The sequence below is a fragment of the Pseudoalteromonas sp. T1lg24 genome, assembly GCF_002964745.1.
GTDB classification, from domain to species: domain Bacteria; phylum Pseudomonadota; class Gammaproteobacteria; order Enterobacterales; family Alteromonadaceae; genus Pseudoalteromonas; species Pseudoalteromonas spongiae.
Window position 1 is genome coordinate 516,960 of sequence record NZ_PQCB01000033.1, and the last position, 15,495, is coordinate 532,454.

The 15,495-nt window shown below is 40.7% G+C and carries 13 protein-coding genes and 1 pseudogene; 9 read left to right on the forward strand and 5 right to left on the reverse strand.

All coding sequences use genetic code 11. The features are described 5' to 3' along the window. Positions 1-330 precede the first annotated feature (330 nt). The 3 genes from C2M30_RS21980 to C2M30_RS21985 all read left to right on the forward strand — a co-directional run bounded on the left by C2M30_RS21980 (position 331) and on the right by C2M30_RS21985 (position 1,087). Positions 331-459, forward strand: a complete 129-nt coding sequence (locus C2M30_RS21980) for a hypothetical protein (RefSeq protein WP_267894206.1) — start codon at positions 331-333, stop codon at positions 457-459. 327 nt (positions 460-786) lie between these two features. Beyond that, positions 787-927: a hypothetical protein gene (locus tag C2M30_RS21510; RefSeq protein ID WP_157813533.1), complete on the forward strand. Its 141-nt coding sequence runs from the start codon at positions 787-789 to the stop codon at positions 925-927. A 25-nt stretch (positions 928-952) separates the two neighbouring features. Beyond that, positions 953-1,087 (forward strand): hypothetical protein, encoded by a 135-nt coding sequence (locus tag C2M30_RS21985; RefSeq protein ID WP_267884436.1) that lies wholly within the window; start codon positions 953-955, stop codon positions 1,085-1,087. 132 nt (positions 1,088-1,219) lie between these two features. Here the strand turns inward: C2M30_RS21985 and katG (C2M30_RS14410) are convergent, their stop codons facing one another. After that, positions 1,220-3,379: a catalase/peroxidase HPI gene (gene katG / locus C2M30_RS14410; RefSeq protein WP_105172141.1), complete on the reverse strand. Its 2,160-nt coding sequence runs from the start codon at positions 3,377-3,379 to the stop codon at positions 1,220-1,222. 358 nt (positions 3,380-3,737) lie between these two features. Continuing rightward, positions 3,738-4,646, reverse strand: coding sequence for a hydrogen peroxide-inducible genes activator (locus tag C2M30_RS14415; RefSeq protein ID WP_105172142.1), 909 nt, complete (start codon positions 4,644-4,646; stop codon positions 3,738-3,740). Positions 4,647-4,976: 330 nt separating this feature from the next. Between C2M30_RS14415 and katG (C2M30_RS14420) the strand changes: the two are divergent. From katG (C2M30_RS14420) to C2M30_RS14430, 3 genes and pseudogenes are all read left to right on the forward strand, one after another. Continuing rightward, positions 4,977-7,243, forward strand: a pseudogene (gene katG, locus C2M30_RS14420) (catalase/peroxidase HPI). Positions 7,244-7,409: 166 nt separating this feature from the next. Next, positions 7,410-8,393 carry an ABC transporter substrate-binding protein gene (locus tag C2M30_RS14425; RefSeq protein ID WP_105172143.1) on the forward strand — a complete coding sequence of 328 codons (984 nt, stop codon included), beginning with the start codon at positions 7,410-7,412 and terminating at the stop codon, positions 8,391-8,393. Next, positions 8,383-10,749, forward strand: coding sequence for an EAL domain-containing protein (locus tag C2M30_RS14430; protein ID WP_158683459.1), 2,367 nt, complete (start codon positions 8,383-8,385; stop codon positions 10,747-10,749). The genes C2M30_RS14425 and C2M30_RS14430 overlap by 11 nt, the downstream gene beginning before the upstream one ends. A gap of 198 nt (positions 10,750-10,947) precedes the next feature. Here the strand turns inward: C2M30_RS14430 and C2M30_RS14435 are convergent, their stop codons facing one another. The 3 genes from C2M30_RS14435 to C2M30_RS14445 form a co-directional block, all read right to left on the reverse strand. Next, positions 10,948-11,478: a CIA30 family protein gene (locus C2M30_RS14435; protein ID WP_105172145.1), complete on the reverse strand. Its 531-nt coding sequence runs from the start codon at positions 11,476-11,478 to the stop codon at positions 10,948-10,950. 106 nt (positions 11,479-11,584) lie between these two features. Beyond that, a complete protein-coding gene (locus tag C2M30_RS14440) occupies positions 11,585-12,376 on the reverse strand; it encodes an amidohydrolase (protein WP_105172146.1) in 792 nt (263 codons plus the stop codon). After that, on the reverse strand, positions 12,364-13,458 hold the full coding sequence (locus tag C2M30_RS14445; RefSeq protein ID WP_234004795.1) for a methionine aminotransferase: 1,095 nt from the start codon (positions 13,456-13,458) through the stop codon (positions 12,364-12,366). The genes C2M30_RS14440 and C2M30_RS14445 overlap by 13 nt, the downstream gene beginning before the upstream one ends. A 154-nt stretch (positions 13,459-13,612) precedes the next feature. Between C2M30_RS14445 and C2M30_RS14450 the strand changes: the two genes are divergently transcribed. Genes C2M30_RS14450 through C2M30_RS14460 form a run of 3 tightly spaced genes read left to right on the forward strand, consistent with a single transcriptional unit; the run spans position 13,613 to position 15,449 of the window. Beyond that, positions 13,613-14,227 carry a methylthioribulose 1-phosphate dehydratase gene (locus C2M30_RS14450; RefSeq protein WP_105172148.1) on the forward strand — a complete coding sequence of 205 codons (615 nt, stop codon included), beginning with the start codon at positions 13,613-13,615 and terminating at the stop codon, positions 14,225-14,227. Further along, positions 14,224-14,910 (forward strand): acireductone synthase, encoded by a 687-nt coding sequence (mtnC, locus tag C2M30_RS14455; RefSeq protein WP_105172149.1) that lies wholly within the window; start codon positions 14,224-14,226, stop codon positions 14,908-14,910. Before C2M30_RS14450 ends, mtnC begins: the two co-directional genes overlap by 4 nt. Continuing rightward, a complete protein-coding gene (locus C2M30_RS14460; RefSeq protein WP_105172150.1) occupies positions 14,907-15,449 on the forward strand; it encodes a 1,2-dihydroxy-3-keto-5-methylthiopentene dioxygenase in 543 nt (180 codons plus the stop codon). Before mtnC ends, C2M30_RS14460 begins: the two co-directional genes overlap by 4 nt. Positions 15,450-15,495 lie beyond the last annotated feature (46 nt).

Here is a 15,495-nt window from a genome sequence, read left to right on the forward strand (position 1 = left end):
GTGAAACCATGTGAGATGATTCACTGCGCAATTGTTTTATCATTTTTAATTTAAATACACGGATGCGATTTCGTAAGGTGTCACGTTAACTAAACTGCGGACGGCCTGTTTTTAACCATAAGAGTTGTCTCACTTCCATAAAGCAAAACTTAACCTTCATTCGCTTTAAAACCCGATACAAAAAGTTGAAAAAGCAGTATATGCTAGGTTACAAAACACACAAAATCGTGTACAAAATATTGATGGTTTTTAGAACGTGTTGATCTTTACACTCAAATAAATACTAAAACACCTAACACTACATTTTTAATTTAAATAGGGAATGTAACTATGAGCGATAAACCAGAACAAACGGAAGAAAACAAAAAATCGACCTTAGTAAAAGCTACGTTAATTGGCTTTTTTGTTGGTGTGGGGTTTATGCTAACAGCCGTGTTTGTAAACTTTGCGATGCGTTAATAAACAAAAAACGGCTAACGCCACATAAATAACACATCACTGGCACTCACAACCTCCGTGGCTGACGAGCATGCTTGAATGAACCTAAAACTAACTACGTTTAGCGCAATTATAAAATGCAGCAAGGTGCGTTAACGCACCTTTTTATTGTGACTTACCTTTTGCGCAGCATAGCAACTCTCCTTCAATTCAAAATCATTCATCACTTAATAAAACCAAATATCACCGCGATTGACCAAACATCACAAAGCAAAAGAATCCTCTCCTCAATTGCCTATTATTTAACTCAAGCAACACGCTTTACTCAAACTTAAAGGAAATTGAACAATGAATACATCAAACGCAATCGAAATTTTAATGGCAGCTGGTTTAACAACATTTGTAGTAGCTGGTCTTGTAACAGCAGGCATGACAACCGCAATTATGGCAGGTGCAGCAATTGGCGGCACATACATGTTAACTAAATAATTTTAAAACTACTCGGAGATAAAAAATGAACAACGTATTTGATATTGTAATGACAGCAGCTTTAACGGCGTTTGTGGTAGTTGGTTTAGTAACCGCAGGTATGACAGCGGCGATTGTAACAGGTGTTGCTGTAGGTGGAAGCTACTTGTTATTTAAATAAAATGAAGTGAAACCAACATTTAAGGAAACATGCCTATGGTAAAAACAAAAAAGTTAATTTATATCTTCAAAAAACAATTAAAATAGCCTTTCTATTCAATTAAATAGAAAGGCTTTTTTATTTGGCGAAATGCTAGCTTGCTAAATCAAAGCGATCCGCATTCATTACCTTAGTCCATGCCGCAACAAAGTCATCTACAAACTTCTGACCATTATCATCTTGTGCATAAACTTCTGCATAAGCACGCAAAATTGAGTTTGAGCCAAACACTAAATCAACGCGCGTAGCTTGCCAAGCATCTTCTTTAGTCGCTCTATCACGCAGTACGTATTGATTATCGCCTGTTGGCTGCCACTCATAACGCATGTCTGTTAGATTGACAAAAAAGTCGGTAGTAAGTTGCCCAACGCGATCGGTAAACACGCCTGCTTCAGAATCACCATAATTACAGCCTAATACCCGTAAACCGCCCACCAATACCGTCATTTCTGGAGCTGTTAATCCGAGTAGTTGAGCACGTTCCAGTAATAACTCTTCTGGGCTTGCTGCAAATTTTTGCTGCTGCCAATTTCTAAAACCGTCATGTACAGGCTCTAAATAAGCAAACGAATCTACTTCGGTCATCTCTTGAGATGCATCACCACGGCCTTTGTTAAAGGTTAGACTTGCAGTAAAGCCGGCTGCACTTGCCGCCTGTTCAATTGCAACATTACCCGCAAGTACAATCACATCAGCAACACTCACATTATGTTCATCTGATATTGCTTGATACACGCTTAGCACCTTAGCAAGTTTTTCAGGCTCGTTGCCTTGCCAATCTTTAGCCGGCTGCAAGCAGATATGCGCGCCATTCGCGCCGCCGCGTTTATCTGAGTGACGGAAAGTACGCGCGCTGTCCCATGCAGTTGTCGCCATTTCAGCAATAGATAAACCGCTGGCTTTAATTGCCGTTTTAACCGCTTGTTCATCATAAGCCGTATTGCCAGCTGGAATTGGATCTTGCCATGTTAAGTCTTCTTTTGGCACATCAGGGCCGATATAACAAGCTTTTGGCCCCATATCACGGTGTGTTAATTTAAACCATGCACGTGCAAACACCTCAGAAAAATAAGCTGGGTCGTTATAGAATCGCTCTGAAATTTTGCGATATTCTGGGTCAACCTTCATGGCCATATCAGCATCGGTCATAATGGGATTATTGCGTTTGCCGTTGCCATCAACCGCGAGCGGCTTATCCTCTTCTTTAATCGCGACAGGTTCCCATTGCCATGCACCTGCAGGGCTCTTTTTAAGTTCCCACTCATGGTTAAGTAGTAATTCGAAATAGCCGTTATCCCACTGAGTAGGATTAGTTGTCCATGCACCTTCAAGGCCACTGGTTATTGCATCTGCACCTAAGCCGTTACCTTCTTTATGATTCCAACCGAGGCCTTGTTCGTTAATATCAGCGGCTTCTGGTTCAGGGCCAAGTTTCGCGGCATCGCCATTACCATGACATTTACCTACGGTGTGGCCACCTGCAGTAAGCGCCACCGTTTCTTCATCATTCATCGCCATGCGGGCAAAGGTTTCGCGTACATCATGGGCGGTTTTTTGTGGGTCTGGCTTACCATCAACCCCTTCTGGGTTAACATAAATTAAGCCCATCATTACTGCGGCTAGTGGATTTTCTAGGTCGCGCTCACCTGAATAACGACTATTGCCATTTTCTGATGGAGCAAGCCACTCTTTTTCTGCGCCCCAGTAGGTATCTTTTTCTGGGTGCCAAATATCTTCGCGGCCAAACGCAAAGCCATAGGTTTTAAGTCCCATCGACTCATATGCAATGGTGCCAGCATACGCAATTAAATCCGCCCAGCTTAACTTGTTACCGTACTTTTTCTTGATAGGCCAAAGTAAACGACGCGCTTTGTCGAGGTTGGTATTATCTGGCCATGAATTAAGCGGTGAAAAACGCAAATTACCAGTGCCTGCACCACCGCGACCATCGGCAACGCGATAACTGCCCGCAGCATGCCATGTCATACGGATCATTAAACCGCCATAGTGGCCCCAATCAGCAGGCCACCAATCTTGGCTGTCAGTCATAAGTGCGGTTAAATCTGCTTTCAGCGCTGCAAAATCAAGCTGCTTTAATTGTTCTCGGTAATCATAGTCGCTACCGAGTGGGTTAGTTTTAGAATCGTGCTGATGCAAAATATCGAGATTGAGGGTATTAGGCCACCAATCTGTGTTCGATTTTCCAGTTTGCGTAATACTTCCTGATGTAAATGGGCATTTACTTGATGACATCGCGCATCTCCTTTGTTTGTCTGACGGGTTCATTGAGACGACATTTTTTATTAAAACGACTAACGAGCAGCGTTTTTTCACGCTGAAAAGAAACTGTGTGCCAATTGCCTATATGAAAAAATGCTAGGCAAGAATGCAGGGGAAGCATTCTTAATTGAGATAACCGAACCACTCATACCTCAATTAAACGCATCAAAATGACTTTATTTTGCTCGTTAAAATCAGTTAACAATTCATGTCGGTGAACGTAAAAATATTTATACGCTCAATTAGTTATACAGGATCAAATGCTGTTTTGCAGTGCCAAGATCAAAAAAACATCAAAATTCATAATCTAGCAAATACTTAAATTACGGCTTTAACCCGCATAGCACTTGTCTTTTAATTCATTTTCAAAAAGCTGCTGTAGCAACACAATATCATTGGTTCTTACATAATTCGGCCGAACCACAAGCGCTATGGTACGATGCGGGCCTGGCTCATTTAAATGTACCGCAGCAAGCTCACCTTCATTTTTGACGAGTTGATCAAGTGCCATCTGTGGTACTAAGGTTGTGCCTAGTTTGCCGGCAACCATTTGAATTAATGTGTGTAAACTGGCTGAGTCTAATTGATTGTCATTGTTGGTATTTTCTAATTTACAAGCAGCAAGCGCATGCTCTTTTAAGCAGTGACCATCTTTAAGCAGCATTAATTTGTCGAGATCGAACTCATTGGTTGTAATTTCACGCAAGTTTAGTGCACATTCGTCTTTGTGGCTTACCCAGTAAAAGTCTTCTTGCCAAAAATTAAATGCCATTAGACCATCAATATCGTATGGCAGGGCTAAAATTGCTGCGTCAAGCTCACCTTCTCGCAGTTTTTCAACCAATACATGTGATTGGTCTTCAACGATTTTCAGCTTAAAGTCGCTATATTCAGTGCGCACTTTCGGCAATACCTTTGGCAGTAAAAAAGGGCCAATTGTCGGTATTACACCAATTGTCATCGGGCTTGCTAGCGGCGCTTTATTGGACTTTGCCAGCAACGTCAGTTCGTCTACTTCAAGCTTAATGCGCTTGGCTTTTTCAAGAATTAGCTTGCCTTCGTCAGTAATAAACACATGTTTATTGTTACGCTCAAAAATAGCCACACCTAATTGTTTTTCTAGCTCATGTACCGCGGTACTAAGCGTTGATTGCGAAACATGGCAATTGTCTGCGGCCTTTTTAAAATGAAGCGTTTTTTCAACGGCTAAGGCGTAATGAAGCTGTTTTAGTGAAATCATTATAGTTCTTATAAATCGAATGTTTTTTTAATAATAATCAATTTATGCGAAATGACCATATCACTAACTCTGTCGTTTCTTTCACTCACTACCAAATGAAAACAAAAGAACTTATTAATCAACAACTTATAGTGTCATTCAAAAATACCGATGGTGATCATATGTTTTTTTGATTAGCGTTTTCATAGCCAATATGGCAGGAAAAATGTCTACATAACAACAATCTAAAAAAGCGAATATCAACTTAGTTATTATCAAATTTAGTTATTTAAATTCCCTTCTATACTTTGCTGCGTTAATACACCCATAAATCATAAGGGGAATTCAAAAATGAAATCCGTTCAGATATTAAAATATACTTCTATTGCCGCTGTTGTAGCACTATCTTTAGGCGCAACATCTGCAACCGCTAAAGACACAATGAGCAAGCCAAAAGGCGCGATTGGCATGGGCAAAGTAATGCCTAACCAAGCGAAATCAAACCTATTTTGGTGGCCAAACCAACTCGATTTAACACCACTTCGCGATCACGATGTACGCTCAAACCCATTAGGTGAAGACTTTAATTATAAAAAAGCGTTTACACAGCTTGATATGGATGCGCTTAAAAAAGACATCGATTTTGTGCTTACTGACTCACAAGAATGGTGGCCTGCCGACTGGGGTAACTATGGCCCATTTTTTATTCGTATGACGTGGCATGCCGCAGGCACTTACCGCACGCTTGATGGCCGAGGTGGCGCGGGCGGTGGTCAACAACGCTTCAACCCATTAAACAGCTGGCCAGATAACGGTAACCTAGATAAAGCACGTCGCTTACTGTGGCCTGTTAAACAAAAATACGGTGAGCTTATTTCTTGGGGTGACTTAATTGTACTTGCAGGTAACGTAGCATTAGAAAACATGGGTTTCAAAACTTACGGTTTTGCTGCAGGTCGTGATGATGACTGGGAACCTGATATGGTTTATTGGGGTCCAGAAGTTGAAATGCTAGCAAGCGATCGTCGCGATAGCGATGGCAAACTAAAGCGCCCACTGGCTGCAGTTCATATGGGCTTAATTTACGTAAACCCTGAAGGCCCAGGTGGCGTACCCGATCCTCTTGGTTCAGCTAAAAATATCCGTGAATCTTTTGGCCGCATGGCAATGAATGACGAAGAAACGCTGGCACTTATTGCCGGTGGTCATACATTCGGTAAGATGCATGGTGCGCACAAAGCAAGTAAATGTGTTGGCAAAGAGCCAGGTGCAGAGGCCATTGAAGAGCAAGGCTTCGGCTGGAAAAACAAATGCGGTAAAGGCCATTCAGAAGACACAGTTACCAGTGGATTAGAAGGGGCGTGGACACAAGCACCAACCAAATGGACATCACTATACCTATCAAACTTACTTAATTTTGAGTGGAAACAATCACGTAGCCCTGCTGGTGCGATTATTTGGGTACCTACCGATGAATCGTTACATAAATCAGTTCCGGATGCGCACGTTAAGGGCAAGTACAATCCACCTGTGATGAATACGGCAGATTTGGCGTTAAAATTTGACCCAGAATACCGCAAAATTGCAGAGCGCTTCTTGGCAGATCCTGAAGAATACCGCCTTGCATTTGCCAAAGCATGGTTTAAATTAACGCACCGCGATATGGGTCCACTTGATAATTACTTAGGTGACGAATATCCAAAACAAGCACATATTTGGCAAGATCCTATCGACAAGCCAGATTACAAACTAGTAAGTGATAAAGACGTTAAAAAGCTAAAAGCGCAAATTTTAGAGTCAGGTCTTTCAGTTTCAGAGCTAGTAGCAACAGCATGGGCGTCAGCATCAAGCTACCGTGATTCTGATATGCGCGGTGGTGCAAATGGTGCACGTATTGCACTTGCGCCACAAAAAGATTGGCAAGTAAATAACCCAGCACAAACTGCAAAGGTCATTGCCAAACTTACTGAAATTAAAGATGAATTTAATGACCGAACTTTTGGTCGCAGCAAAATTTCACTTGCTGATATGATAGTACTCGGCGGTGCAGCTGCAGTTGAAAAAGCAGCTAAAAATGCTGGGGTTAAAGTAAGCGTACCATTTGTTGCTGGGCGTGGTGATGCGACCCAAGCACAAACAGATGTAAACTCATTTTCGCTACTAAAACCAAGTGCTGACGGTTTTAGAAACTACTATGAAAAAGGTTATTACAAATCACCAACCGACGCCTTAGTAGATAAAGCAGACCAGCTTGCATTAACGGTACCTGAAATGACGGTATTAGTTGGCGGTATGCGCGTGCTAAATACCAATACAGACGGTTCAACCAACGGTGTATTTACAGATAAAAAAGATACACTAAACAATGACTTTTTTGTCAACTTGCTTGATATGTCTACTCAGTGGCAAAAAGCAGGCGATGTGTACCAAGGTAAAGACCGTAAAACTGGCGCTGTTAAATACACAGCAACACCAGTTGATTTAATCTTTGGTTCTTCATCTGAGCTACGTGCTGTTGCTGAAGTATATGCGTTTGATAATTCAAAAGAACGTTTTGTAACGACTTTGTAAAAGCATGGACAAAAGTAATGCAACTTGACCGTTTTGATATTAAATAACGAGTGAAGCTACAATCAAACAAAGGCGCATTTAGCGCCTTTTTTCATATTTAAAATACACGGCTCTAATAACAACACGGCCCCTTTTGCTTGTTAAATATAACGACTTAAAGATATTTTTAACCTTACTCAGCAAATTTAGTAAATATGGCTAAACTCAAATGTAATGAGTTATAAAATTCTACTTACAATGAAACGGTTAGCACTGATATTTTCACTTTGCGTTTTCTTAGTTTCTTGCCACGAACAAAATACGCAAATACTGCGCATTGGCACCAATATTTGGCTAGGCTACGAGCCTTTTTACATTACACGTCATAAACACCCTGATCTAATGAAGCACATTAAACTCATTGAATACCGCAATGCGTCTCAAGTGCTCAATGGCATTATTAATAACTCGATCGACGTAGCGGCTGTTACGTTAGATGAAGCCGTTAAAATAAAAGCGCTCGGCTTTAATATTGAAGTGATTTGGATAGTCGATTATTCCAATGGCGCAGATACTTTAATAGCTAAACCAAACATTACCAATGTAAATCAATTACGCGGTAAACGCATTGGTGCCGAAACATCCGCGTTGGGGTTATATTTTCTATCTCGTTTTTTAGAGCTTAACAACTTAACCATTAATGATATCGACATTGTGAACTTAGAGGCTAATCGTCATGTGCAAGCCTATCAAAACAATCAAATTGATGCGGTTTTTACCTATGAACCCAGTAGCAGCAAGTTACTCGAATTAGGCGCAAATAAATTATTTGATAGCAGCCAAATACCAGGCGAAATAGTTGATGTATTAGTATTAAACAAAAGTACGATATCCAAAGAAAAAAAGCGCTATTTAAACTCGTTTTTAACCTTAAACGACCGCACAGTGATGCATATCAGTAAAGATATCATGCCCTATGTCAACTCCTTAAACCAACGACTTCACTTAAGTGAAACACAGCTTATTCAAGGTTATTCGGGCATTTCATTACTCTATGGGCAAGACGTCACTGATTGGTTGGAAGACAAGGACAAACATCAACAACTCATTAGTAGCTACAATTCGGTGTTACTTACACAAGGAAAAATCGACAAGCCGTGTCATTGCCGCACATTAATCAATCCAGATTATGCTAAACAGGTGTTTAATGAGAATTAAACTCTGGTTATTTGCATTAATCGGCATTGCAGTTTCGATGCTAGTCGTTGGCATATTTTTTCTTACCGTTGTTGAGAAAGTGGCAATTAAGAACATAGTAGAACAAGAGCAAGCCTTACTAGAACATCAAGCTGAACTGATGGCATCAAACCTGAGTCACGGCGACATTGAACAAGTAAAAAACTGGGCCACATTAACCGCAGAGCTACAAAATGTGCGTTCGACTTACGTTGTCTCACACGACAAAACAGTTATTGCATCAAATACGATTTCGCACGAAGGACAGCAATTGCTCGATATTGATAGCGCCGCGTTTATTTTTCTTGGTAGCGATAAGCTCTATAAAATTGACGATTATGTATTGTACTTAGCTGCGCCAGTGCTTGAAAAAGGCACTAAAAACGCATTACACTATTTAGTATTAGAAAAATACATTTACCCTGAGCTGCATCATTTTGCGGTGCAGGTACAATACACGACCTTAATCGCAACAATCATTTTTTTAGTTTTTTCAACCTCCTATTTTGTCGTGATGCGCAACGGCTACATTTTTAAACTTAAACAATTTTGCGCCGCAATTACGGGCTTTAATGATGGTAAAACTGCAATCCGAATTAGTGAAGATAAAGACATTTTTTATCGTTTAGCCTGCACACTCAATGACTCATTTGCACTAAATGAGCATTTAGGTGAAATGCTTGACGAAAAGGCTAATTTAGCAAATTTAGTAAGTGATCTTGCACCTGATGCGGTAATTGAAACCAACGAACAAGGTACTATCTTAAAAGTTAATAATAGCTGTTTATCTTTGTTTGGTTACAACACCAAAGAAGAACTCATTGATCAAAATATCGCTATCTTTATTCCTCCTAAATATCAAAAAATGCACCATGATTCATTTATGAAATCGCATAATTTAGAGTCAGTGCTTAAAACTATTCGCAATGTAGAAGCAATGCGACAAAACGGCACTGTATTTCCTGTAGAAATTACCATTTCGCGCTATCACACGTTGAAAAACAATCACTTTGTTGCATTTATTCGCGATAGAACCCAAGAGTTTGCCGATAAAGAAGCGATCGAACACCTTGCTTATTTTGATCAACTTACAGAGCTTTACAATCGCAATGGTATAAAAGCACACCTAAAAAGTGCCTACTTTCCAATGCAAATTAGCGTAATTGAATTACTGTACCTTCGCGATATTAATGATATTCACGGGCAGCATATTGGCGATTGCTATTTGCAAGCATTTACAAAGGCATTAAAGGAAATAGCGCTTGATAATATGCAACTTGCACGAATAGGCACATCTAAATTTATCGTATGTCATCACGCCGGTGGCAAAGAAGAAATAAAGCAAATGCGCAGTTTAATTAATAAAGAGTTAGTGATTCAAAATATGGTGCTAAAAGCCAAATTTAACCGCTGCATAAGCTCGCTAGATTGTGCCGACAGTTTTGATTCAATTGTCGAACAATCCGAGCTATCGCTGCGAGGCGCCAATGGTGAAGTAAACAAAGTAGTGAGAATCGACCCAGAATTCCATAAAAACGTAAAACGAGAAGCAACGTTAAAACGCGAGCTGATAAATGCGCTTGAAAACGACGGTTTATACTTTCAATATCAACCTAAATTTGACGCCAAGACCCTTAAAGTAAAATCAGCGGAAGCCTTGATTCGATGGACACTCGACGGCAACTTTATTTCACCCGCCGAGTTTATTCCAATTGCCGAAAAAAAAGGGCTAATGCCATTAGTCGATAGATACGTTATTCACAGCGTGTGCAAACAGATCCGCAGCTGGATAAACCTTGGTAAACCCATAGTGCCCATTTCAATAAACTTATCGGCGCGCCATTTATTTGAGCAGACTACCATCGCTTACATTTTTCAAAAAGTGGGCGAATTTGATATTCCTCATAACTTTCTTGAGATAGAAGTTACTGAGTACGGGCTTATAAAAGACTACAAAAAAACAGCTATCAATATGATGCGATTAGAGCAAGCAGGCATAGAGGTGGCAATTGATGACTATGGTACAGGCAACGCCAACTTAGAAACCGTATTATCGCTGCCGATCAAACACCTTAAAATTGACCAAAGCTTTATTAAACTCGGTATGAAAACAGATAAAGGCAAGGTGGTACTCGAAAACATCTTCTCATTAGCCAAGTCGCTAAAAGTAAAAACCACCGCAGAAGGAGTAGAAAACCAAGAGCAACTGGACTACGTAAAAGAAGCACAATGCGATGATATTCAAGGTTTTTTACTTTCTAAACCATTGCCTCTCGAAGCGTTTGAAGCGTTAATCTGTGACAGTGAAAAAGCTAATACAACAATATTGCAAAGGTAATACCTAACCCTATTTCAAGCCAATACGTTTTTATAAACCAAAAAAAAAGCCCACAAAAGGTTGTGGGCAAATGGTGTACTTGTGTAAAACAACTACTTGGGAAAACTAACTTTGAACAAATTCTAAAAAACAATTCGTTGAAGTTGAGGCTAGTATGCCGATAGTAAACTTAACCTAAAATTAACGGCTCTCCGATAACTACACTTTTTGTAATAGCGCGATGTGCTTGACCTGCAAACTAAAATCACCCGCTTGTTTATTACTTATCATAAAACCAAGCGAGCGCACATCATCAAAACGAAGTTGATAGTCCGACTCAAACTGCCTACCGCGAAACATTAAAACAAAGTCTTGTTCAGATAAATTAAAGGTATGCTCAATACCTGCCTCAGTTTTAAAGTGATAAACAAACGCAGGACCATCATAATACCCATCCACTCGCAAGCGCAGTTGATATTGTTTGCCATCACCTACAACCTTAAAGCTAAGTGTATCTGTACTGGTATTTTCAAATGAAATAGGCGCTCGAAATGATGCAAAACCACCATTATTGGCAAGTGATACATCACCCGTAAAGGTTAAGTTGTTATCGCCAACAATTACGCGGCTATTTGAAACGCCACCCATCACCGAGTCGTTTATCACCATCCATTCAAGTTGGTTAAGATTTATATTAGCGTGAGCGTTTGCTGCCATAAACAACAAACCCGTTGCAAGAGACGATTTCATTGAACACCTAAACTGTTTTAAGGGTAAGTAGCAATACGCTTAAAACAGCTTTTAGGTTTAATAAAACAAACATTAGCTAGCGAGTGGTAACCAAACTCACTTTTGCCTATTTAATATTAGGCAGTGTAAATTGGTCCGCATCAAGATGGGCTGGAAACTTTTCTTTGAACCCAGTCAACGCCGATTTAGTCAGTTCAACTGTGATTATTTGCGCTTGGTTATCCTCAGCGGCAACGAGCGTTTCACCCGTAAAATCATAGGCAGCGGTACCGCCATTATGTGCAACACCGTTACCATCATTTCCCACGCGGTTGGCAGCGAGCACATAACATTGATTTTCAATTGCCCTAGCTTGCAGCAAGGTATCCCAAATACGACGACGTGCTGCAGGCCAGTTTGCCACATTAACCATCACATCATAATCGTTGCGACTACGCTGAAATACTGGAAAACGTAGGTCGTAGCATACCTGAGGTAACAACCTAAAACCATTTATTGTAATGATTTTGCGCTCTACACCCGCTTTTACAAAATCACCTTCGTTGCCTAAACAAAACAGATGGCGTTTATCATAAAATTCCACCGCGCCATTTGGCCAACACCAGTAAAAGCGGTTCGCTTTTTTACCTTGTTGGTTCACTAACACTGAGCCCGCTACTACCGCATTTAAGCGTTTTGCTTGTGCCAACATCCAATCTAAAATTGGCCCTTTCTTTGGCTCTGCCACGTCTAAATTAATGGCAAAACCTGTAGCAAAAGTTTCGGGCAGTAAAATTAAATCAACCGAATCTAGATTGCTCAGTTGCTCGCTTAAGGAGTTTAAATTTTTATTAACGTCAAGCCATGCAATATCACTTTGCACTAAGGCGACTTTTAAGCTGTTATTTATAGCTGACATAACTTCTCCGCAGCAGCGATTAAGGTGGCGTCTTCCTTAGCAAAACATAAACGAATCACACGATCGCCAGGGGCATTTTCATAAAACACACTAAGAGGAATAGCAGCAACACCAACTTCTTTTACTAAATACTCGCAAAATGCCACATCATCTAACTCTGAGATGGCGGAATAATCAAGCAGTAAAAAATAGGTACCTTCACTTGGTAACAGTGTAAAACGGCTATTTGCTAATGCATTACTTAATACATCGCGCTTATGCTGATAAAACGCACTTAATTCATCAACATGATTTGGCTGCTCTTTAAGCATATCGGCTAATGCCAGTTGCGCAGGTGTAAAACTAGAAAACGTCACATACTGGTGAATTTTACGAAACTCCACCATTAGCTTTTCAGGAGCCACACAGTAACCCATTTTCCACCCCGTGCAGTGGAAGGTTTTACCAAAACTCGAAACCACAAAACTGCGGGCAAACAGTGCATCATCACCAAGCGCACTTAAATGTGCGGCGCCATCAAAGCAAATATGCTCGTAAACTTCATCGCTGATGAGGTACAAATCATGCTGTTCAAGCAGTAGCTTTAACGCATTGATGTCTGTTTGTTTTAGCGTTTTAGTACTTGGGTTATGTGGCGAATTAATAATAATCGCTTTGGTTTTATCGGTAATTGCACCAGCTACCTGCTGCCAATCTATTTGGTAATTGGGTGCCGTTAGCGCGATATGAACCGCTTTACCACCAGCAAGTTCAATTGCTGGCTGATAAGAATCATAGGCAGGATCAAACACTATCACTTCATCATCTAGGCTTACGAGTGCCTGAATTGCAACGTAAAGTGCCTCTGTTGCACCTGATGTAACGGTTACCGATGCCTCTGGTGAAATAGTTAAAGCGTATTTACGCAGTACCAAGTCGGCAATTTGTTGTTGTAATGCGGGTACACCACTGGATGGCGAATATTGGTTAAATCCTTGTGCACTGTAAAAGTTAAGTTTGTTTTTTAGCGCTTCAGGCGTATCAAACTCTGGAAAACCTTGTGATAAATTAAGCGCTTGGTGTTCATTTGCCAATGCAGTCATTTGCGAAAATATACTGACGCCTAAATTTGGTAATTTACTTTGCACACGATACCTCTAATCTTGATGGTGCTTTAACAAAAGCGATGCTATCATTGCCCAAAACGGATGTATAGCCGTCTAAATGTTTTTAATTTATATTTTCGAGTAACCTATTATGCATAATGATGCCGCAAAAAGTGCATTGATTGAAGCGGGTCGTTGGGTCAGCGATAAAGGCTGGGTACCGGCAACTGGTGGTAATTTTTCAATTAAAACAGACACGGGATTTGTTGTGACCGCAAGTGGCCATGATAAAGGATACCTTGCCCCTGAACACTTTTTAGAGCTCGATCAGCAAGGCGCAATTTGCAAAGGTCAAGGAAAGCCATCTGCCGAAACGTCACTTCATTTAAAATTGTACCAACTTCAGCCAAGCACTGAATGTGTATTACATACCCACTCTGTGGCCGCGACTGTGTTATCGCGTTTTATAAAAGGTGATACCTTGGCAATTCATGGCTATGAAATGCAAAAGTCATTACGCGGTATCACCAGTCATGAAAGTACACTTACTATTGCCATTTTTGATAATGACCAAGATATTGACCGCTTGGCAGAGCTTGTTGCAAAACGCCACGAACAAGAGCCAGTGATTCACGGTGTGCTTATTCGCGGTCATGGTTTATATGCTATGGGCAACAGTGTGGCTGAAACACGTCGCCACATTGAAGGGTTGGAGTTTTTATTCGCATGCGAGCTTGAGCGCATTAAGTTGGAGTCATCACTATGATTAAAGCCATCATTACCGATATTGAAGGCACAATTACCCGCATTTCATTTGTAAAAGATATTTTGTTTCCGTATGCGGCAAAACATATTGCTGCGTTTGTTGAAGAAAACCAAAGCGATGCCACGGTAAAAGCGCAAATTGATGCAGTAAGAGCGGAAATTGCTAAGCCAGATGCCTGTCTTACTGAGGTCATAGATGCGCTGCAACATTGGATTGCAACGGATCAAAAAATTACCCCACTTAAACAATTGCAAGGCCTAATATGGCAAACGGGTTATCAACAAGGTGATTTCACAGGTCATATTTACCCAGATGCCTATGACTTTTTAAACCAGCAAAAAGACGCGGGCATAAGCCTTTTTGTTTATTCGTCTGGCTCGGTAAAAGCACAGCATTTGTTGTTTGAACATTCTGACTATGGTGATATTCGCCCACTGTTCAGCGATTATTTTGATACCCATGTTGGCGGTAAAAAAGACGCAAGTTCATACACCAATATTCTTGAAAAGATTGGTTTTGCAGGCTCTGATGTGTTGTTTTTAAGCGACATCGTTGAAGAGCTTGATGCCGCTAAAAGTGCGGGCATGCACACCTTGCAGTTATGGCGTGATAACCAAGAAAAAAGCGACCAACACCCAGCAATTGACGATTTTAACCAATTTGATGAAGCATTATTTGTATGAGCAAACTAACTATTTACCGTCACGACGATGCAGTAAGCGCGCTGCTACAGAGCGAAAACTTTACTGAAATTCAGCAACAACTTAATCAAGTAGGTGTGGTATTTGAGAACTGGCAAGCAGCATTTGAAATTAACGAAAGCCACAGTTCAGATGATATTTTAAACGCCTATGACGCTGATATTAAACGTGTGCAACACGACGGCGGCTACCAAACGGTGGATGTAATTTCACTTGCTAAAGGTAATCCAGCGGCAGCTGAATTAAGACAGAAGTTTCTATTTGAGCATACGCATAGCGAAGACGAAGTGCGCTTTTTTGTCAAAGGCCAAGGTTTATTCTGCCTGCATTTAGACGACAAAGTGTATCAAGTGCTTTGCCAGCAAGGTGATTTAATTTCAGTGCCGGCTAATACTAAGCATTGGTTTGATATGGGCAGCGATCCTGAGTTTACCGCAATTCGTTTTTTCAATAACGAAGCGGGTTGGGTAGCACAAAGCACCGAAAGCAAGATTGCCAATGAATTTCCAATCTTGGATTAGAGCGTGTTGGTCTTTATGGTCTAAATTCTGTTCAAATCCAAAGCGT

What these genes read in the sequence shown, in the direction of transcription:
- C2M30_RS21980 (WP_267894206.1), top strand. Translation starts at nt 331, where the DNA reads ATGAGCGATAAACCAGAACAAACGGAAGAAAACAAAAAATCGACCTTA.
- C2M30_RS21510 (WP_157813533.1), top strand. Translation starts at nt 787, where the DNA reads ATGAATACATCAAACGCAATCGAAATTTTAATGGCAGCTGGTTTAACA.
- C2M30_RS21985 (WP_267884436.1), top strand. Translation starts at nt 953, where the DNA reads ATGAACAACGTATTTGATATTGTAATGACAGCAGCTTTAACGGCGTTT.
- katG (WP_105172141.1), bottom strand. Translation starts at nt 3,379, where the DNA reads ATGTCATCAAGTAAATGCCCATTTACATCAGGAAGTATTACGCAAACT.
- C2M30_RS14415 (WP_105172142.1), bottom strand. Translation starts at nt 4,646, where the DNA reads ATGATTTCACTAAAACAGCTTCATTACGCCTTAGCCGTTGAAAAAACG.
- C2M30_RS14425 (WP_105172143.1), top strand. Translation starts at nt 7,410, where the DNA reads ATGAGTTATAAAATTCTACTTACAATGAAACGGTTAGCACTGATATTT.
- C2M30_RS14430 (WP_158683459.1), top strand. Translation starts at nt 8,383, where the DNA reads ATGAGAATTAAACTCTGGTTATTTGCATTAATCGGCATTGCAGTTTCG.
- C2M30_RS14435 (WP_105172145.1), bottom strand. Translation starts at nt 11,478, where the DNA reads ATGAAATCGTCTCTTGCAACGGGTTTGTTGTTTATGGCAGCAAACGCT.
- C2M30_RS14440 (WP_105172146.1), bottom strand. Translation starts at nt 12,376, where the DNA reads ATGTCAGCTATAAATAACAGCTTAAAAGTCGCCTTAGTGCAAAGTGAT.
- C2M30_RS14445 (WP_234004795.1), bottom strand. Translation starts at nt 13,458, where the DNA reads ATGACTGCATTGGCAAATGAACACCAAGCGCTTAATTTATCACAAGGT.
- C2M30_RS14450 (WP_105172148.1), top strand. Translation starts at nt 13,613, where the DNA reads ATGCATAATGATGCCGCAAAAAGTGCATTGATTGAAGCGGGTCGTTGG.
- mtnC (WP_105172149.1), top strand. Translation starts at nt 14,224, where the DNA reads ATGATTAAAGCCATCATTACCGATATTGAAGGCACAATTACCCGCATT.
- C2M30_RS14460 (WP_105172150.1), top strand. Translation starts at nt 14,907, where the DNA reads ATGAGCAAACTAACTATTTACCGTCACGACGATGCAGTAAGCGCGCTG.